Origin of the sequence: Mucilaginibacter corticis, assembly GCF_007558865.1 — a bacterium.
GTDB lineage: Bacteria > Bacteroidota > Bacteroidia > Sphingobacteriales > Sphingobacteriaceae > Mucilaginibacter > Mucilaginibacter corticis.
Genome location: NZ_VLPK01000001.1, coordinates 813,387 through 834,350, shown reverse-complemented (window position 1 = coordinate 834,350; position 20,964 = coordinate 813,387). Strand labels below are relative to the sequence as shown.

Annotated in this window: 11 protein-coding genes; 7 read left to right on the top strand and 4 right to left on the bottom strand. The window is 43.0% G+C overall.

All coding sequences use genetic code 11. The annotated features are described in order from the left end of the window. Positions 1-36: 36 nt before the first annotated feature. From folP to FO440_RS03530, 4 genes are all read left to right on the top strand, one after another. Complete coding sequence (folP, locus tag FO440_RS03545; RefSeq protein ID WP_144246844.1) at positions 37-894, top strand: dihydropteroate synthase; 858 nt, start codon at positions 37-39, stop codon at positions 892-894. A 49-nt stretch (positions 895-943) separates the two neighbouring features. Then, the gene (locus FO440_RS03540; protein ID WP_144246843.1) at positions 944-2,332 is read left to right on the top strand and encodes a sulfatase family protein; all 1,389 of its coding nucleotides are present in this window, start codon (positions 944-946) and stop codon (positions 2,330-2,332) included. 42 nt (positions 2,333-2,374) lie between these two features. Beyond that, positions 2,375-4,078 (top strand): arylsulfatase, encoded by a 1,704-nt coding sequence (locus tag FO440_RS03535; protein WP_144246842.1) that lies wholly within the window; start codon positions 2,375-2,377, stop codon positions 4,076-4,078. Positions 4,079-4,177: 99 nt separating this feature from the next. Beyond that, on the top strand, positions 4,178-7,072 hold the full coding sequence (locus FO440_RS03530; protein WP_144246841.1) for a glycoside hydrolase family 38 N-terminal domain-containing protein: 2,895 nt from the start codon (positions 4,178-4,180) through the stop codon (positions 7,070-7,072). A 47-nt stretch (positions 7,073-7,119) separates the two neighbouring features. On the opposite strand, the gene FO440_RS03525 is transcribed toward FO440_RS03530, so the two are convergent. Continuing rightward, positions 7,120-8,130 (bottom strand): beta-ketoacyl-ACP synthase III, encoded by a 1,011-nt coding sequence (locus FO440_RS03525; RefSeq protein ID WP_144246840.1) that lies wholly within the window; start codon positions 8,128-8,130, stop codon positions 7,120-7,122. Positions 8,131-8,359: 229 nt separating this feature from the next. Here FO440_RS03525 and FO440_RS03520 point away from each other — a divergent pair, with 229 nt between their 5' ends. Beyond that, a complete protein-coding gene (locus FO440_RS03520; protein WP_144246839.1) occupies positions 8,360-10,852 on the top strand; it encodes a M14 metallopeptidase family protein in 2,493 nt (830 codons plus the stop codon). A gap of 385 nt (positions 10,853-11,237) precedes the next feature. On the opposite strand, the gene FO440_RS03515 is transcribed toward FO440_RS03520, so the two are convergent. From FO440_RS03515 to FO440_RS03505, 3 genes are all read right to left on the bottom strand, one after another. Further along, the gene (locus FO440_RS03515) at positions 11,238-13,673 is read right to left on the bottom strand and encodes an outer membrane beta-barrel family protein (RefSeq protein ID WP_144246838.1); all 2,436 of its coding nucleotides are present in this window, start codon (positions 13,671-13,673) and stop codon (positions 11,238-11,240) included. Positions 13,674-14,046: 373 nt separating this feature from the next. Next, a complete protein-coding gene (locus FO440_RS03510) occupies positions 14,047-15,690 on the bottom strand; it encodes a PspC domain-containing protein (protein ID WP_186292562.1) in 1,644 nt (547 codons plus the stop codon). A 25-nt stretch (positions 15,691-15,715) separates the two neighbouring features. After that, on the bottom strand, positions 15,716-16,048 hold the full coding sequence (locus tag FO440_RS03505) for a PadR family transcriptional regulator (protein WP_144246836.1): 333 nt from the start codon (positions 16,046-16,048) through the stop codon (positions 15,716-15,718). 187 nt (positions 16,049-16,235) lie between these two features. Here FO440_RS03505 and FO440_RS03500 point away from each other — a divergent pair, with 187 nt between their 5' ends. Then, on the top strand, positions 16,236-19,442 hold the full coding sequence (locus tag FO440_RS03500; RefSeq protein WP_144246835.1) for a SusC/RagA family TonB-linked outer membrane protein: 3,207 nt from the start codon (positions 16,236-16,238) through the stop codon (positions 19,440-19,442). A 13-nt stretch (positions 19,443-19,455) separates the two neighbouring features. Continuing rightward, the gene (locus FO440_RS03495) at positions 19,456-20,949 is read left to right on the top strand and encodes a SusD/RagB family nutrient-binding outer membrane lipoprotein (RefSeq protein ID WP_144246834.1); all 1,494 of its coding nucleotides are present in this window, start codon (positions 19,456-19,458) and stop codon (positions 20,947-20,949) included. Positions 20,950-20,964 lie beyond the last annotated feature (15 nt).

The window sequence follows — 20,964 nt, the reverse complement described above, 5'->3', positions numbered from 1 at the left end:
TTACAACTTTAAAACATTGCAACCTTCCAACAATCGATGGCTAAAGATACATTTTTTCATAAAAAGGTAACGCTTAATGCAGGCGGCAAACTCATTGACCTAAGCATTCCCAAGGTGATGGGTATAATTAATCTTACGCCTGATTCTTTTTATGCGGACAGCCGCCAACCGGCGGTTACCGACGCACTGCAACAGGCAGAAAAAATGCTGGCCGATGGTGCTGCCTTTCTTGACCTGGGTGCTTACTCATCCCGCCCCGGGGCGGACGATATTTCTGTGCAGGAAGAAACGGACCGCCTGTTGCCTGTTGTGAAAGCAATAGCGAAACAATTTCCCGATGCGGTTTTATCTATAGATACCTTTAGGGCACAAGTTGCTGAAGCAGCTATAAAAGCAGGCGCGCATATTATTAATGATATATCAGGCGGGCAATTGGACGATGCCATGTTTGCTACAGTCGCCCGCTTACAGGTGCCCTATATTTTAATGCACATGAAAGGTAATCCTAAAACCATGAACCAGTTGGCTACTTATGACGATGTTTTTAACGAGGTGCTTGACTATTTTACTGACCGTTACCTACAGTTAAAAAAGCTTGGGGTTAATGATGTGATACTTGATCCCGGTTTTGGTTTCGCCAAAAAGCCCGGGCACGGATATGCCTTGTTAAACCGTTTAGAAGAATTTAACCGCTTGGGTTTGCCGGTACTGGTTGGCGTATCCCGCAAAAAAATGATCTATGATCAATTAGGCCTTACTGCCGTTGAAGCCTTAAACGGTACTACAGTATTAAATACTATAGCGCTTACAAAAGGCGCCAACATTTTGCGGGTTCATGATGTTAAAGAAGCGGTGCAGGCTGTAAAATTGATGCAGCTATTACATAACGAATAGTTAATTTAGCAAAGCCTGCCGGGCGCTACCTGTAATAAATCTACATCCTATGAAAAAATTGAGCTTGTTAGCTGTGCTGATCATTTGCGCAGCCTTTGGATTATCAGCTTTTAAAGCCAAACCCAAACCGGCAAAACAACAGCAACCCGCACGCCCCAATATTATAATTATTTTAACGGATGATATGGGCTTTAGCGATGTAGCCTGTTTTGGCGGTAATTTTGTGCCCACGCCTAACATCGACCGCATAGCGCAAAACGGGCGTAAGTTTACCCAGTACTACAGTGCTGCACCAATCTGCTCGCCCTCAAGAGTGGGCATGCTTACCGGCATGAACCCGGCAAGGTGGAATTTCTCTACCTTTTTAGATACCCGTAAACACAATAAGAATGCAGAACAGGCAGATTTTCTGGACCCTGCCGCGCCGTCAATTATGCGTATTTTTAAAAACGCGGGTTATGCTACAGGGCATTTTGGCAAGTGGCACATGGGCGGTGGCCGCGATGTAAAGAACGCGCCGGGCTTTGAAAACTATGGGATAGACGAACACAATAGCACTTACGAAAGCCCCGACCCTGATCCGCTGTTAACGGCTACTGCCTGGATCTGGTCTGACAAGGACAGTATTAAACGCTGGGACCGCAGCAAATACTTTGTAGATAAAACACTGGCCTTTATGCAAAAGCACCAGGGCCAGCCGTGCTTTGTTAACCTTTGGCCCGATGATGTGCATACACCTTGGGTGCCGCGCAAGGTGACTGAATATACGGGCCAATATCCCATGAACCCTGAAGAGGAGGCTGCGTTTAAACTGGTGCTGAAAGAATATGATGTACAAATAGGTCGCCTGCTTGACGGCCTTAAAGCAATGGGACAAGATAAAAACACCATCATTATTTTTACCAGCGATAACGGCCCGCTGCCAAGTTTTAGGGGGAGCCGGGCGATGGGTTTACGCGGGTCAAAACTATCCTTATATGAAGGCGGTACACGTATGCCATTCATCATCAGCTGGCCGGGGCATGTGCCGGCGGGTACAGTTGATGAAAGTTCAGAACTAAGCTCGACAGACTTGCTACCTACATTAACCAAGTTTGCGGGCATCAAATTACCGGCAGGTTATAAGGGCGACGGAATGGACAGGGGCGAGGCGCTATTGGGCAAACCATCATTAAGAGGCAAAGACCTGTTTTGGGAATACGGCCGTAACAATATCGCCTTTAATTACCCAAGGCCAATTGACAAGAGCCCTAACCTGGCCGTGCGCTCGGGCGAGTGGAAATTATTAATGAATAGCGATGGCACCGATATCCAGCTTTACAATATCCTTAAAGACAAAAAAGAATCTGTAAACCTCGCAGCTAATGAGCCTAAAAAGGTTGATGAGTTAAAAGATAAACTGATGGCCTGGTGGAAAACCATTCCGCATTTAAAATAATTAAAGGGATAGAGAATAACGTAAAAAGCTTCATGTTATAAAATGAAAAATTATAAAGTATATACCGCTTTATTATGTGCAGGTTTAACTACCGCAGGCCTACTGGCCTGGAAAAATAAACCAAAGCCGGTTCAACCTTCGCCAAAGCGACCCAATATTATAGTTATCCTTGCTGATGATATGGGTTTCAGCGATTTAGGTTGCTACGGGGGCGAGATCAATACGCCTAATATCAATTATCTTGCTCAAAACGGTATCAGGTTCACTAACTTTTATAATACATCGCGTTGCTGTCCAACCCGGGCCTCATTGCTTACCGGGTTGTATAACCATCAAGCCGGTATTGGTAAAATGACGGATGCAGAAGACGAGCCCGGCTACCTGGGCCATATCACCGAAAATGCCGTAACTCTTGCTGAAGTTTTAAAATCAGCAGGTTACCATACCGCTATGTCGGGCAAATGGCATGTGTCAAATACTAACGGGCAGCCCGACCCAAAAGAGCAGTTGGCCTGGTTGGATCATCATAAACAATACCCTGAGTTTTCGCCCATCAGCCAATACCCAACCAGCCGTGGTTTCGAAAAATTCTTTGGGACGATCTGGGGCGTAGTTGATTTTTTTGATCCCTTTAGTCTGGTGAGTGGCACGAAGCCTATTGCTACTGTACCTAAAAACTATTACCATACCGATGCCATTAACGATACCGCGGTAGCCTATATAAAAGGTTTCTCCAAAAGTAAGCAGCCCTTCTTTTTATATGTTGCCGAAAATGCGCCGCACTGGCCCTTAATGGCCAAGCCGCAGGATATTGCCAAATATAAAGACACCTACAAAGGAGGCTGGGATGCCATCCGCGAAGCGCGGTATCAAAAAATGATCAAACTGGGATTGATAGACCCGGCTACCACTAAACTGTCTGAACGCTGGAACGATAACCTGAAATGGGAAAATAACCCGGATAAAGATTATGACGCGCAGTTAATGGCTGTACATGCCGCTATGATTGATTGCATGGACCAGGGCATAGGCCGTATCATCAACACGCTGAAGCAAACGGGGCAACTGGATAATACGCTGATCGTCTTCCTGTCTGATAACGGAGCCAGCGCGGAAAGCGCGCCTGGTTACGGGCCGGGCTTTGACCGCCCCGACGAAACCCGCGACGGGCGCAAGATCAGCTACTCTTTAAAGAAAGATAATATCCCGGGGTCAGAACTGGTTTATTCGTCGATAGGGCAGCGATGGGCCAATGTGGCAAATACGCCTTACCGGTTATGGAAGGCCGAATCGTACGAGGGCGGTGTGCATACGCCAATGATCGCTTTCTGGCCAAAAGGTATTACTGCAAAAAAAGGAAGCTTTAGTAAACAGGTTGGCCACGTAATGGATTTTATGACCACTTTTACCGAACTGGCTGGTGCGACCTATCCCAAGACCTATAAAGGTCATGCCATCCCGCCGACGCCGGGGGCAAGCCTGGTCCCGGCGTTTGAAGGCAAGGCGGTTGCCGGCCATGATGAGTTATTTAATGAGCATTTCCAGGCACGTTATGCGCGTGTAGGCGATTGGAAACTGGTATCGACCAACGACCATAACTGGCATTTGTTTAACCTGGCCGAGGACCGCAGCGAAACCAAGGACCTGAAAGATCAATATCCTGACAAGGTAAAACATTTGGATAGCTTATGGAATTTGTGGGCCAATACTCATATGGTATTGCCAAAACCGGGAAGAAGTAAGTAATAATTTAATTAAAACATCAAGTCGGGTATAATTTATGACCGACTTGAACTATATTAGCAGAAATATTATGTTCATACAATACTACATTTAAAATTATCTATGAAGCGCTTATTTGCTATTCCATTTTTATTGGTCTCTTTTATTTTTTCGAAGGTCAACGCCCAAAAAGCCGACCACCATTTCGGATCAATTACTTTGCAACCTACCATTGCTTACCTGAAAAGCAGCAATGGCGACAAACGAATGGTGCGGCTTGTATTTAAAGATGGTAAGAATTTTAACGATGCCGAAGCGCAAATAGCCTTTAACGGGCAAACGGAAACGATCAAGATCCCGGCTGATAAAAACGGAACGGATAATATGGAAATCGGCTTACCCGGTGCCCCTGTAACCGTAGCCACACAGGCAACTCTTACGCTGCATGTCGACGGGCAAACTTATGTAGCGCGCTGTATTGTAGAGCCGGCCAGGAACAACTGGCATATGTATATCCTGCCGCATTCGCATGTGGATATCGGTTATACCAATGTGCAGGCTAAGGTTTTAAAATTGCATATGGATAATATTGACGAGTCAATAGAGTTGGCGAAGAAAACAGCAGATTATCCAAAAGAAGCGCAATATAAATGGACCACCGAAGCCATTTGGGTGGTTGATAATTATTTAAAGCAGGCCGATGAAGCCAAGAAAGCACGTTTTTGGGATGCCGTTAAAAAAGGATGGATCAATCTTGACGGTGCTTATGGTAACATCAATACCAGTATGACCGATTCGCGCCAGTTGATGAAAATGTTTGCTATGTCGCAGAAACTGGCTAAACAGCATGGGCTTGAAATCCATACTATGTTCCAGGGTGATGTACCGGGGGCCTCATGGGGCCTTGCCGCGCAAAGCGAACAAACGGGCATTAAATATTTCCTGTCGGGACCGAACGCGTCTGACAGGATAGGCAATCTTGCCAAATGGCAGGACAAGCCTTTTTACTGGTTATCGCCATCAGGCAAACAAAAGCTGTTGTTCTGGCAATGTCAGCCATATTCAATAGGCTACGCGTTAAAGGGCGACAAAATTCCTAACTTTTTTACGATGGAAGACCCTAAGCCGTATTATACCGGCCATCCGTCAGATAATTTTTTAAATCCTTACCTGTTTGACTATTTGGGGGGATTGGAGCAAAGCAAGTTCCCATATAATATGTCTATACTGACTTGGGCCATGAGCGACAACGCGCCGATAGACCCTGAACTACCTGACGCGGTAAAAGCATGGAATGAACGCTATGCCTCGCCGAAACTGATCATTACCTCAACCAAACAATTCTTTGCTGATTTTGAGGCTTCATACAAAGATAAGATCCCGAATTTTACAGGTGATTATACCGAATACTGGACCGACGGTGTTTCATCAGCCGCGTGCGAAACCGCATTAAGCCGCAAAACTTCCGATCAGCTTAAACAGGCTGATGCCATCTGGGCTATTAGAAACAAAGCGGGTTACCCTGTTGCTGATTTTGATGAAACATGGAAAAACCTGTTACTGTACAATGAACATACCTGGGGAGCTTACAACAGTACCGATGACCCGGATAACGACAAAGTAAAAAGCGAATGGGCGGTTAAAAAAGGTTATGTATTACATGCTAAGGGATTAACCGATACTATAACTGCGAAGGTTTTGGCAGCTGCTGCAACCAAACCCAATGCCGTAGATGTTTACAACACACTGTCATGGCCGCGTACCGATGTGGTTTATGTACCTGCAACGTTAAGCAAAGCCGGCGACCTGGTTAAAACGGATGCAGGTGTAAAAGTACCATCGCAGCGTTTAAGCACCGGCGAACTCGCATTCATAGCTGCTGATGTACCCGAGTTTGGTAAAAGAACATATACTATTAATGCAGGCAAAGCTTATGTGCAAGGTGTCTCAAAAATTACCGGCGGCAGTTTGAGCAACGGTTTATATGCTATTAATGTAGATAAGCAATCGGGTAATATCAGTAGGATAATAAAAACGCAAAACGGAAAAAGTATTACCCTGGTAGATACTACAGGTTTTAACAAATACCTGTATATGCCCGGCGACTCGCTTCAAAAACTGCAAACAAGCTCGGCTGCAAGCATTAGCGTAAAAGAAAAAGGGCCTTTGGTAGTTAGTTTAATTGCTAAATCAGCGGCTTATGGTACTAATGGTATTACCCGCGAAATCAGGCTGGTAAGCGGTATTGACAAGGTTGAGCTGATCAATACTATCGATAAAAAAGCTATCCGCAGTAAAGAGAGCGTTCACTTTGCATTTCCGTTTAAAGTGCCGGGGGCGCAGGTGCGCTACAACATCCCATGGGGAAGCATGACTGCCGAGGCCGACCAATTACCCAATGCCAACCGTAACTGGTACACCATGCAACGCTGGGTCGATGTGTCAAATAACTCGTTCGGTGTAACATGGTCAAGCCCTGACGCGCCACTGTTCGAGATCGGAAAGATCACCACGGCCGATCTTTTAGGCGGTCTGCACCATGCACCGCAGTGGATCAATTTTACGCCGCAATCGTCAACCTTGTATTCGTGGGTGATGAATAATTTATGGCATACCAATTTCAGGGCAGAGCAGGAGGAAGGCCCGGCTACTTTCCATTATATTTTCCAGGCACATGCTAATGATTATGATAGTTTCGGGGCCAATAAAACAGGACTGAACAATCATCAACCTTTAGTTGTTGCCGCCGCTTCGACAGATGGGAAAGGCAAATTGTTTTTCAAGATCACCGGCAGCAATTTATATGTAGAAGAAATAAAACCTGCGGATGATGGCAATGGCGTTATCGCGCAACTGGTAAACAGCGGTACGCAGGAGAGCCAAATAACAGTTAGCCCGCAAACCGTACCAGCCATAAAAATATGGGAGAGCGATCTGAACGAAGAAAAGAGAACTCCATTAAGCAACAGCTTTACAATACCGGCAAAAGGGGTTTTAACCGTCAGGATAGAGAAATAACAAACGCCAAATATACCGGATAACCGGATCTTTAAAAAAAGGTCCGGTTATTTTTTTCTTAGTTTGCCCCAGCGTAAATAGGTGCATCCCCAGGTAAAGCCTGCGCCAAAAGCGGTTAGCAGTACGTTGTCACCGGGTTTAAAATCATCTTTAAAATCCCACAGGCATAATGGTATAGTAGCTGCCGTGGTATTGCCGTAACGCTGTATATTGATCTTAACTTTTTCTATCGGGAAATCTAAAGCATGGCTAACGGCGCTGATGATGCGCAGGTTGGCCTGGTGAGGTACCAGCCATTGCACATCGTCTGATGCCAGGTTATTGCGCTGCATAATTTCAAGGCAGCTATTGCTCATTTCTTTTATTGCAGCTTTAAAAACCGTGCGACCATCCTGGAAAACATAGTGCTTTTTCTGGTCAAGCGTTTCCTGCGATGCCGGGTATAACGAACCTCCTGCCGGAACAGAAAGGTAATTGACACCGTTGCCGTCCGTTTTAAAATAATGATCTTTTATGCCTGTATCGCCTTGCGCAGGTTCTAACAGCACAGCGCCGGCGCCATCGCCAAACAGGATACAGGTATTGCGATCTTTATAATTAACAATAGCACTCATCTGATCGACACCAACAACCAAAACCTTTTTATGCCTGCCGCTTTCAACCAGGCTTGAGCCAATAGACAAAGCGTATAAAAAACCGCTGCAAGCCGAATTAAGATCAAAGCCCCAGGCATTTTTAAGACCTGCCTTATTAACCACCATACTTGCCGCCGGTGCAAGTACATGATCAGGAGTTGACGTAGCCAATACCAGGCATTCTATTTCATCAGCATTTAAACCAGAAGTCTCCAGTAAATTTTGAATAGCAAAAACGGCCATATCAGAAGTTGCCAGGCTTTTGTCGCTTAAAATGCGCCTTTCTTGTATCCCGGTCCTGGAAATGATCCATTCGTCCGAAGTATCAACCATTTGCTCAAGCGCTTTGTTATCCAATACTGTTTCCGGTACAAAGCCCCCTATCGCGGTGATCTCCGCTGTTATTTTAGTCGTGTCTTTCACTAATATAGTCGTGTCTATAATAAAGGCGCAAAATTAGAAAGAGTTTTCATCAAAAGATAATATCTGTAAAAAACGGGCTATCTTTTTGAAAACTACTACATTAAAATGGAAAAACATGGTTGAATAGCTTTACCGGCGGTCATTAGAACTCATTTTACGGAAGAACATGCCTGTAAAATAGATGAGCGGTGACGGCTAATAATCAGATTATTATTATCTTCACTCTTATATGTTTAAAAAATTACCACTGATCCTTATCGCTGCTTGTTTTGCCTTTTCGGCATTCGCACAAAAAATCCAGTCCCCCTCAGAATTTTTGGGTTATCAGTTAGGTACGCAGTTTACCTACCAGTATCGCATAGCCGATTATTTTAAATATATAGCAGCCGAAGCTAAAAATGTAAAGCTGATACAATACGGCACGACAAACGAGGGCCGCCCTTTAATGGCTATGTTTATCGCGTCAGATGAAAACATTGCCCGGCTGGAAGACATTCGCAAAAATAATTTAGGCCTGGCCGGTTTAAACGGCAACGCTACAGCCACAACAAGTACACCGGTAATAGTTTGGTTAAGCTACAACGTGCATGGTAATGAGCCATGTTCAAGCGAGGCTGCTATGCAGACTTTATTTGATATGGTTGACCCTGCAAACACTGCAACCAAAGCATGGTTAAAAAACACGGTGGTGGTGATAGACCCCTGCCTTAATCCTGACGGGCATGAGCGGTATGTCAATTTTTATAATTCGGTAAAAGGGGCAGAGCCCGATGCTGATCCATCATCGCGCGAGCACTCGGAACCATGGCCCGGCGGGCGCGTTAATCATTACTGTTTTGACCTGAACCGCGATTGGGCTTGGCAAACACAAAAAGAAACACAGGCAAGGGTTGGCCTTTTTAACTCGTGGCTGCCGCAGGTGCATGTTGATTTTCATGAACAAGGGTATAATGCCCCGTACTATTTCGCCCCGGCTGCCGAGCCAATGCATAAGGATATTACCAAATGGCAAAAAGAGTTTCAAACCATTATAGGTAAAAACAATGCCAAATACTTTGATCAGAACGGCTGGCTGTACTTTACCAAAGAAGAATTTGATCTGTTGTATCCATCATACGGCGATACTTATCCAATTTACAATGGTTCGATAGGGATGACGTATGAGCAGGGCGGCATTGGTGCGGGTCTGGCAGTAAAGCTGCGCAATGGCGATACGTTGACGCTGAAGGACCGCATAGCTCATCATCATTCCAATAGCTTAAGCACGATAGAAACCGTGTCGGCCAATGCGGAAAAAGCGGTAGGGGAGTTTAAAAAATACTTTGATAACAGCCGAGCCAACCCAGATGGCGAGTACAAAGCCTATGTGATCAAAAATGATAACCAGGATAATATCAATATGCTGGCCGAGTTACTGACCCGGAATGGGATTCAATACCGTTTCGGTATTAAAAGCAGCGTGACGGGCTATAACTACGTCACTAAAAAGAGCAACCCGGTAGATATCGGTATCAATGATATGGTGATCAGCGCCTATCAGCCAAAATCAGTACTGATGCACGTATTGATGGAGCCAAAAACCTTTGTTACTGATTCGAACACTTATGATATTACCGCCTGGGCACTTCCTTATGCTTATGGTTTACAGGCCTACGGGCTTAAGGACGGCATAAAATCAGATGCCAAACAAATTACAGATGTAACGCTTACACCGCCGCCTGCTGCGACAAAACAACATGCTTATGCCTACGTAGCCAAGTGGCAGTCTGTAAATGATGTTAAGTTTTTGGTTGAGCTGTTTAAGAAAAACCTTAAAGTTCGCTATGCCGAAATGCCTTTTGAAGCAGCCGGTAAAAAGTTTGGGGCAGGTTCATTGATCATTACCAGGGCGGGCAATACCGGGGCAAGCTTTGATGATGATGTGCACAATGCGGCCGCCACAGCCAACCGGGAACTTACACCTTTAACAACAGGCTTTGTAGATAAGGGGGTTGACTTGGGTTCGGGCTCTATACATTATATCAAGCCGCCAAATGTGCTATTGGTGAGCGGCGATGCCGCTTCGTCTGAAAGTATGGGGGAGATCTGGCAGTTTTTTGAGCAACAGTTGGGTTACCCGGTTACGCTGGTTAATTATAATGATATAAACCGTACCAAGCTTGGCGATTTTGATGTGATCATTTTCCCGGATGGTAACTATGACGATTTCCCGTCGGACAGGTTGCAAACCTGGATAAGGGACGGCGGCAAGTTAATTGCCTTACAAGGCGCGGTTTCGCAGCTGGCCGGCAAAAAGGGGTTTGATATCAAAGCAAAAGAGGTCGACTCGACAAAGATCAAACCGTCGGTAAAATCGTACGCAGCGCGTAACCGCGACGCGATAAAAAGCAGCGTTGCAGGCGCTATTTATAAAATGAACCTGGATAACACCCACCCGCTTGGATTTGGTTATCCTGATTACTATTATACGCTTAAATTAAGCGATGATATCTATACCCTGTTTGATGATGGCAACTGGAACATAGGCACGATAAAAAAAGATGGTTATGTTGCAGGCTTTGTAGGCGAAAAAAGCAAAGCCAAAATAAAAGACGGCTTACTGTTAGGTGCCCAGCCAATGGGTCGTGGGGCGGTGATCTATATGGTGGACGACCCGCTGTTCCGCAGTTTCTGGCAAAATGGCAAGCTATTGTTTAGCAACGCGGTGTTTATGATACCGTAAACCCCCTCCGCCCCTAAAGGGGGAACTTTTTAATTAATGTTAATAAGCACTAATTACAAAAGTTGAGGGTTTAACCAAAACATCCCAATAAATTTTAAAAAGGTGATCCACTTTTGATGATCCACACATCAAAAAATATCAGAAAACAGTCTTTTTTCATCAGTTTGACTACCAGTATTTTATCCAACTGATATACTCAAACAATCCTGACTTTTAGTGGTGATCCAAAGTGATTCACCCAATTTGTTAAATTGTTTATTTTCAATAGATTGACTAAAAATGGTGATCCAAGTGATCCATATTTTCAAGTGGATCACACCAATAACAGTTTAGCGTTTAAAAATATGCTAATCAACTCCCCCTTTAGGGGGCTGGGGGGCGAGGGTTAATTACCTCCGCCAACCCTGTTATTTTCATCTTCGGCACCGGCACGGTGTTCGCGTTTTTTGATCTGGGCACTGCCAAAGTTGTAGGTTATATTTAATTTATACAGTCGGGTGTCTCTTTTTTGCCTGATGCTAAAATCATTGCCTAATTCGTGGCTGTCTATATTGTTACGTAACAGGTTGAACACATCGTCCACACCAAATTTGACATTGAATTTGTTGTTTGTAAATGAACGGCTAATCGCGGCATCTACATTATACCTGGCATGGATATCATAAATGCCATAGGTTAACGCAGAACGGTAATTGCCGCTTACCTCACCTTTAAAGCCTGCAAACAAAAGGTTTTGGGTTGATTTCAATACAAATGCTTTACGCCCATTGTTGATATTGCCGCCATTTACATCGCTTGATTTAAAGCCCATGTAAAAGCCATTAAAGTTGACGTTGCCTGTCCACCAGTTGGTAATGGTATATGGTGTGTAGATGTTTAGGTTATAATTAGTTTGTGTAGCCAGGTTCAGGTTAGTCTGAAAGCTTTTATCACCTTGTGTTAAAATAATCTCGGTTATGGCGTCAGAAGTACGGCTGTATCCAAAGGAAATATCTATAGTTTTGTTGTAGACGTAACCTAACTCAAAATTATTAGTGTATTGAGGTTTTAAAAAAGCGTTACCCTTGTTAAAAGTATACGGATCCAAGTAATATACAAATGGGTTTAGCTCGCCATAGCTGGGCCTGTCTATCCGGCGGCTGTATGAAAAGTTAAGCTCGCTTGTTTTGCTCAAAGTTTGGTTAACAAACAAGCTTGGGAAGAAATTAAGATAGCTGCGATCAACCGGTGTGCTGCCAACCAGGTTCCCGTTTGATTGGGTGTACTCGGCCCGTAGGCCTACTTGTACAGAGCCTGTTTTATATTCTTTATTCAGGTTTAAATAACCTGCATCAATCTTTTCGGTATAAATAAAACGGTTGGAGCGGGTAGTATCATTAACGTATACGCCGTTAATTGCTTTCTCGGCCCTCAGATCATTATCCGTTTTAACACTGCTGAATTTTACACCGGCTTCCAGTTTTATAGTTTTAGATAAGGGCTTGGCATAATCAGCTTTAAACGAGTGGATCTCGATATCAGAAGGTGTTTCGTTACGCAGCAACTCCGGGTCGTGCTGCATATCCCCGTTTGGTAAAAAATAGTTGGTCACATAATTGGCTTTGCTATTATTATTGAACTTGGAGTAATCCAGGTCGACACTGATGGTTTGGCCTGAGGTATCAAGCTTTAAACGGTCGTTAAGGTTAACAGCAAAGTTTCTAAAAGTTTGGTCGATGTTTGAGTTGGTATTCAGCGACGAATCAACGGCGCCCGGAAACAAGCCGATCCTGGTTTGATTATAATTTCGGTCAAATTCCTTATTGGTATTGCCATTTATTACTATACCAAGGGTGTTTTTGCTGGTCATATCCAGATCGGCGCCGACATTGAAATTAGTATAATGATAAGTCTGCGGCATTTGGGTGGCCTGGGTAAAATAAGTAGTTGTGTCGCCCTGGGTAATTTTACGTAGCAGGTCCATCACACGATAGCTGGGGTTGTCGCCATGGCTAAAACTACCGAATACGTTAAGGTTGCCTTCTTTATGGTTCAGGTTAAGGCTCATGTTATCCCTTGTACCTTTACTGCGGCCCACACCGGCGGTGATACTGCCGTTGGTGCCGCTTTGTTTATTCTTTTTTAGTTTGATGTTGATGATACCTGAATTGCCTGCCGCGTCATATTTAGCTGAAGGGTTAGTGATTACTTCGATAGACTGTATGGTGCTGCCGTCTGTCGACCGTAAAAGGGTCGCTAATTGTTGGGCAGATAGATAAGTTAACTTATCATTGATCATAACCGTTACCCCCTGTTTGCCTTTAAGACTGATATTGTCGTCTTTATCAATGGTAACTCCAGGAGCACGTTCCAGAATCTCCATGGCTGTGTTTCCGGCAGCGAGCGGGCTGTTTTCAACATTCATTACCGTGCGGTCAATCTTGCGTTCAATTAACGGCCTGGTTGATGTAATGGTAACCGTGTTGAGTGTTTTGCTGCTGATCTGCATTTTTAGGTCGGGTACAGAAAAACTGTTCTTATCGCCACTTACAGAAAATACAGCACTTGTTGTAGTTGCATAACCAACGTTAGTTGCTTTAATAATGTAGCTGCCGGGTTTAATATTATCGAACACATAGGCTCCATTGTCGTTAGTTAAGGTGCCTTTTACTATGGTCGAGTCTTTAGCTTTTAATAAGCTTACAGAAGCGTAGTCAACAATGGCTCCCTGTTCATTCAATAGCTTGCCATTAATGGTGGCCTGGCTTTGTGCAAATGTGCTGCTTAAGCCAATAAACAGCAGCGAGGCGGTGTAATATATTTTGGTAAAGATTGTTTTCATACGATAAAAGTAGGTGCGTTATTAAAACCGTTCGCCATACAAATCGGGGAACGGGGGCGAATAGTCGGTAAAACAAACTATACCACGGTCAAAGAAAATTAAGCGATCAGTATTATTAAGCTATTGGTATTAAGATGCCACAAACCCGGTAAAGGTTACACGGTATAGCATTTTTTAGCGAAGGGATAAAGGTTGCCGTTACATCATCTAAAATTGAAAAAGCGTTTGGCGCAGGGTTGTTAGCCATTTCTTTTTCTGTAGTGGCGGTATTGATTTTGGGGTGTTTAGCGGCAAGTATATAAATACATAAGGCTAATATAAGCCCACCGCATAACGGCAGACTTATATACCTTATATATAGCAAACGCCTTTACTATTTTACTTTTAAAGCTTTTGTGGTATCGGGTTTTGATGTCACAAGAGTATCCACTTTACACTCCAGGCCATTGGCCGTCATGATAAATGACGCTGACGATGCATCTGGTTGTTTGTTTTTGTCTTTACACTGATGGATGTCAATACCATCCCGTAGAAAATCAGCCATATTATCATCGATCACTATAACTGCGTTCATTGGTACTTTTAAGGTAACCTCTATTTCCTCATCATGCCAAAAGGCGCCCGGCTGACGTTGCAGGTAGTGGTCAAACTTTAAAACCGAATCTTGCTGTGAAAATATATATTTGGTATTACGGGCATTCAACAAAGCATCTTCGTACTCGTTGCCTTTTGCACGAAAGGTTTCAACCAATACAGGCTGGCTAACGTCACTTTTTTCTATGCGTACAGAAACACTATTGTGTTCGTAATCGCCATAATCAATATCATTGGTAACAACCATGCCTTTAAAATTCGATTTCATATTCAGGCGCACACTGTCATCATGACTGAAATATTTTACATCATTCAATTTTAAATAATAGGTGTTTTTTGATGGGGTTACTAAACTGATGGTTTGGTCAAAACTGGCCGACGACCTGAAGCCTGCCGCTACCCTTGTTCCGTAATAGGTAACTACCCCTACTGCAAATAACCAGATAATAAATATCACAGAGCCAACAGACCTGTCTACAGAGCGTGCGTTAAATATGGCTTTAGTAATTAATATAAAAAGCGCCAGAACCGGTATAAACGCCACAACAAAGCCGGCTACAAAGATCCTGTTTGCATATTGGCTGGTTGTTATACCGAAAGGAAACATATGGGTATGTGTATCGCCCCAAATAGTTACCATTGCCAGGCATACTATTAACCCTATTGAGGCGGCTAAACAGGCCAATAATATAACAACGCCAATAACCTTAATTAAGATCCGGCCGGCGCCTCTGAAAAACTCGCCGAGGTGGTGAAACAGTTCGCCTACAAAGTCCCTGAATTTATAGATCATAGGCCTTGCTTCGTTATGCAGATCAGATAGATGGCCGCGTACCGCGCTCAATTCTTCTTCTAAGTTATTTTTAAAACCCTGCAGGTTTAGCTTCTCACCTTTCATGGCCATACGGTCTGCCCGCGTAACGGCCTTGGGTATTACTATCCATAATATAATGTATAGAAATATACCACCCCCGAAAAATGCTACAGCTACTGCAAATAATAACCGCACCCATATGGGCTGTATGTCGAAGTAATTGGCAAGGCCTGAACAAACACCGCCTAACAGGTGGTCGTCCGGATCGCGGAAGAGCGTGCGGGTGCCTGTGTTTGAATAGTTGTATTTACTGTTGGCGGATGTATGGTCGTCGCCATTTTCGGCATTTTCAAAATCCTCGACGGTGCCCATTTGTTCAACAACTTTTTTTACATCCGCCTCAACAATAACCTGTTTGTTTTCGCTGATCAATGTTTCAGTAAACATTTCGGCAATGCGGTTTTCAATATCGGTTGTGATCTCATGGCTGTCGGCCGAGTTAAGGAAATGACGTTTTACATCCGTCATGTAATTTTTTAGCACTTCGTAAGCATCTTCTTCTATGTGAAAGACGGTGCCGTTTATATTTATGATGATAGTTTTGTTCATGATGTGATTTTTTTGAGGTTGGGTATTATTTCTTTTTTCCGGTAGCTGTTTGCACGGCAAACGCCAGTTCATGCCAGGTTTTATCCAGTTGCTCTAGCATTTTTCGGCCCTCGTCAGACAGCGCATAATACTTGCGTGGCGGGCCTGAAGTTGATTCAACCCAGTTATAAGTTAACAACCCATTGTTTTTTAAACGGGTTAATAGGGGATACAATGTGCCCTCAACTACAAGCAGTTGCGCCTTTTTTAGCTCGGCAATTATATCAGACGCGTAGGTTTCATCGCGGGCGATGATGGATAGTATACAGTACTCTAATATACCCTTACGCATTTGTGTTTGAGTGTTTTCTGCGATCATAAAACAAAGATATATGTTTAAAATTGTATTATGCAATACATAGTACTAAAAAAAATTAAAATTGAGAATAAAACCCATTTTTCAGAAAAAATATTTTTGTTTTTAGTTAATTTTATTTGTGAGTTTGACAATTGAACAGTACTTTTATAATTAATTAACTATTAACTGATCTTATTATTAACAAAACATGAAAAAACTTCTACTAGTAAGTTTGTGTTTTCTGGTGTTATGTATAACACAAGTATTTGCACAAAACCGTACTGTTACTGGGACGGTTACGGCCAAAGATGATGGCCTACCCATTCCGGGAGTTACAGTAAAAATCAAAGGATCAAGTGTTGGCGTGGTTCCGACAGATGCTAATGGTAAATACTCGATAGATGCGCCGGCAGGCTCAACACTTGTATTTTCCTTCATTTCTTATTTAACACAAGAGGTTACTTTAAAAGGTAGCAATGTTATTAACGTAGCGCTATCAACTGATACCAAACAGCTAAACGAAGTTGTTGTAACATCATTGGGTATTAGCCAGTCAAAAAAACAATTGGGTTATTCACAAACTACTGTAAAAGGCGAAACGATGACCCGGTCATCGCCAATTGACCTTTTAAGTGGTATCCAGGGTAAGGTTGCCGGTGTTAACATATCTCAAACAGGTTCAACTCCTGGTGCTACTACCAAAGTAATTATCAGGGGTTACGGTTCGATCAATGGTGATAACCAGCCTTTGTATGTTATTGATGGTGTGCCTTTGGATAACTCTACACCAAGCCAGAATGCTTATTATGATTTTGGTAACAACGCCAATGACGTTGACAACAACAACGTTGATAACATCAGTATCTTGAAAGGTGCGGAAGCTACTGCGCTTTATGGTAATCGTGGTTCAAACGGTGTTATTTTGATCACTACCAAAAAAGGTAAGGCCGGTAAACCAGTAGTTGAATTTAACTCAACTACTACAGCGACGCAGGCATCAGTTACTTACACTCCGCAGGACGAATTTGGTCAAGGCTGGGGTGGCGTTTTCATATTAAGTGAAAACGGCGACTGGGGTCCTAAATATGATGGCGTATTAAGGCCATGGGGCGCAACAGGTGCTACACTTGGTAACATGCAGTTGATAAAACCATTTTCTTTTATTAAGGATAATGTGCAAAATACTTATGACACTGGTCTTGAAATGGATAACAACGTTAGGATCAGTGGTGGTAGCGAAACTACAAAATACAATTTTAGCTATACCAATGTTTATAGTAATGGTATTTTACCAGGTCCGTATGACATCTTTAAAAAGAACAGTTTTTCAGTTGGTGCATCAACCACATATAAAAATCTTGAGATCTCCGGTACTTTAAACTATTCGGCCAGAACAGGCTCTGTTCCGGTATCTGGTGGTGGTAACAATACAACACAAGGTAATGGTTTTTACGGATCATTATTACAGATCCCTTCTGATATTCCGATCAAAGATTTAAGGGATTACAATAATGTGTTCTTTAATACAGATAATTATTTTACGCCGTATGCAGAAAATCCTTATTATGATTTGGCAGAAAACGGCTCTCGTTACACTAATAACCACACATTTGGTCAGTTAAATGTCACTTATAAACTTACTGATTGGGTGAAACTTAATTTCCAGCAAGGTGCTGATGTTACTGCAGAACATAACAAAAGATGGAGTAATGTAAGTATACCAACTGCAGGGAGCTGGAACGCCGGTAATAACGTAGAAAGCGCCATAAGGGCTAACGATACCGGTAGTGATTATGAGCAAGCGTATAATAGCTTCGAATATGATACCAAATTACAGGCCCTTTTTGATAAAAAATTCGGCTCTGATTTCTCATTAAACGGTATAGTAGGTGCCACCTACAATGACAGGGGGTATAGCCAACTAAGTACTTATATTACTAACCTGGCAATACCGGGTTTTTACCAGATCAACAATAGCTTAGCGCCTGCAACCAGTACAGAAACTGATTCTCATCGCAGGCAATTTGGTTATTACGGTACAGCAACTGTAGGTTATAAAGATTATTTATATGCTACTGTTACAGCTCGTAATGATGTTACCTCAACATTATCTTCTGGAAATAACAGTTATTTCTATCCTGCAGCAAACGTATCGTTTGTATTATCACAAGCATTGGGTTTAACACCTGAGTCTGGTATAACTTTCGCTAAGATCCGTGCTGCTTACGGTCGTACAGGTAGTGATACAAGCCCATACCAAACCAGCAACACTTTATCAGCAACTAACTCTCCATTAGGTTTCGGTTCATTATTGTTCCCTATTAATGGCGTAGCTGGTTACAGTGTTAACAATACATTGTATAATCCGGCTTTACAACCAGAGCAAATTACCGAAACAGAAATTGGTGGTGAGTTCAGGTTCCTGAATGATCGCGTAACGTTAGATGCGACATTCTACAACAGAAAACGTGATAAACTGATATTGGCAGTTCCAATTGCGGCTACTAGCGGTTATGCAAGCGAAGTAATAAACTTTGGTAAAACACAAAACAAGGGTATCGAGGTATCTCTTGGTGTAACACCGGTTAAAACTAAAGATATCACCTGGAACTTAAGCTACCAGTTTGCCGAAGACAGAAGCCAGGTATTGTCTTTACCTGACGGAGCAAGCAAAATACTTTTAAATGACATTTACAGTGTAAATCTTTACGCGCTAAAAAATCATCCATTGGGCGAGTTTGAAATACCTCAGCCTTTGATAGAAAACGGACACACCGTTGTTAATACACAAGGTTTACCGGTTCAGGATCCTGATCAGGCACTTGTTGGCAGTATTCAACCACAATTCCACATGGGTCTTAGCAGTAATTTAGTAGTTAAAGACTTTGATTTTGGCTTTACACTTGATTACCAACAAGGCGGTAAAATGTATTCAAATACAGCTTACCTGCTAAACTTTATAGGCGCCGCTGCCGATACTAAATATAATGATCGTAATCCTTTCATTATTCCAGGTTCAGTACAATCTGATGGTAATGGTGGTTATGTTGAAAACCAAACGCCTATAACCCATAGCAACTATTATTCATACTACAACATTTCTGATAACCCTGCAACATCTTTTCAGAACCTGATCCTTACCAAAACTTACGTTAAATTACGTGAGGCGACATTAGGTTATAAACTACCGGCTTCAGTTGCCCGTCATATCGGTGCTTCTTCTGTAAAGGTATCCGTATTTGGCAGAAACCTTTACACATGGTTGCCTGCTTCAAACAAATATGTTGATCCGGAAATGGTAGGTAACATTGGTACCCAGGGTATTTACGGCACCGGCCTTGGAGGCGAGATGGGCGAAGATGCTGCAGGCCCTTCAGTGAGGTTTTATGGCGCCAAATTAAATGTTGTATTTTAATTGAATTAACATCATGAAAAAAAATAATTTAAAAACGATAGCGATCCTTGCATTAACGTTTATTGCGTTTGGATGTAAGAAGATCACGAATATAAATACCAGCCCCAATAACCCGCCTTTAAGCGCGGCGACGCCACAGGTGTTATTTCCATCTGCCGTAGCTTCAAGCGCCGGCCGTATTGGAGGCGAATTGCAGATATTGGGAGGGTTTTGGTCACAGTATTATACACAGTATACAACTGCTAACCAATTTAGAAATATTGACTCTTATAACCTAACTCAAAATGACTTGAATGCCAATTGGAACGAGTTGTTTCAGGGAGCGTTAGAAGATTATCAATTGTCTATCACCCAGGCAAAAGCTAAAGGCTTAAACAATTATGTGCTAATGAGCACTTGTATGAAAGCCTACACCTATGGAGTGTTGGTTGATTTATATGACCAAGTGCCATACACACAAGCTTTGCAAGGTGCAACTGTTACGCAACCGGTTTTTGATAAAGGCCATGATGTATATTTAGGTTTAATAAAAGAAATTGATGCTGCACTGGCTGCTAATTATAATGTAAATCTTGCAGGAGCAGACGCTGCTACAGATTTTCTGTTTAATGGCGATATGACCAAATGGGCTCAATTTGCTAACACCCTTGAGTTGAAGTTGTATCTGCGTATGGTAAACGCTTATCCGGCTGATGCACAGGCAGGGGTAACTAAATTATTCGCTAATGGCCTTGGGTTTTTAAATGTTGATGCAGGTATACCAAGCAGCACTTTTAGTAATACACCTAATAAGGATAATCCTTTTTTTGAGTATAACCAAAGGTCATTAAACACTACTACTAACATTAAGGCAAGTACAACTTTTCTATTGTATCTTACTACTACCGAAGATCCACGGATAACTCCTCTGTTTGGTCCCAGCCCGGTAGTAGGAATTAACCAGGGTGACTATAATGGTAGCGACGCTACTTATGCTAAGGCTACTAACCCGGCCCAAAGCCCAACTGACCCTGTTTGGTTCATTTCGGCAGCCGAATCTCACTTTTTACAGGCAGAAGCAATTGTAAGATATGGTGTGGCAGGTAATGCAGCTGCTGAATACGTGGCCGGTGTGTCTGCATCTTTCGCAGCCAACGGACTTTCGGCCAGTGATGGTGCAACATTTGCAGCCACATCCGCTGTTGCTTTCCCTGCAGCAGGAACCACAGATGCTAAGATAGGAGCTATTATTATGCAAAAATGGGTGGCTAATGCCCAGGGTTGTCATGCGTTGGAATCATTCTTTGATCAACAGCGTACCGGGTATCCTAAAAACAGCGCGGTATATACTACAAATGCTAATTATGTTCCGGGCGAGTGGGTATATTCACTTAACGGCGTTACCGTAGGTAAGGCATTCCCAAAAAGATTGATCTTCCCTGAATCAGAGTATACGACAAATAAAAACACACCTACACTGGTGCCGCTTACAACACCTGTTTGGTGGGGCATAGGCGGTAGCAAGTAATTAACAATTTAATTG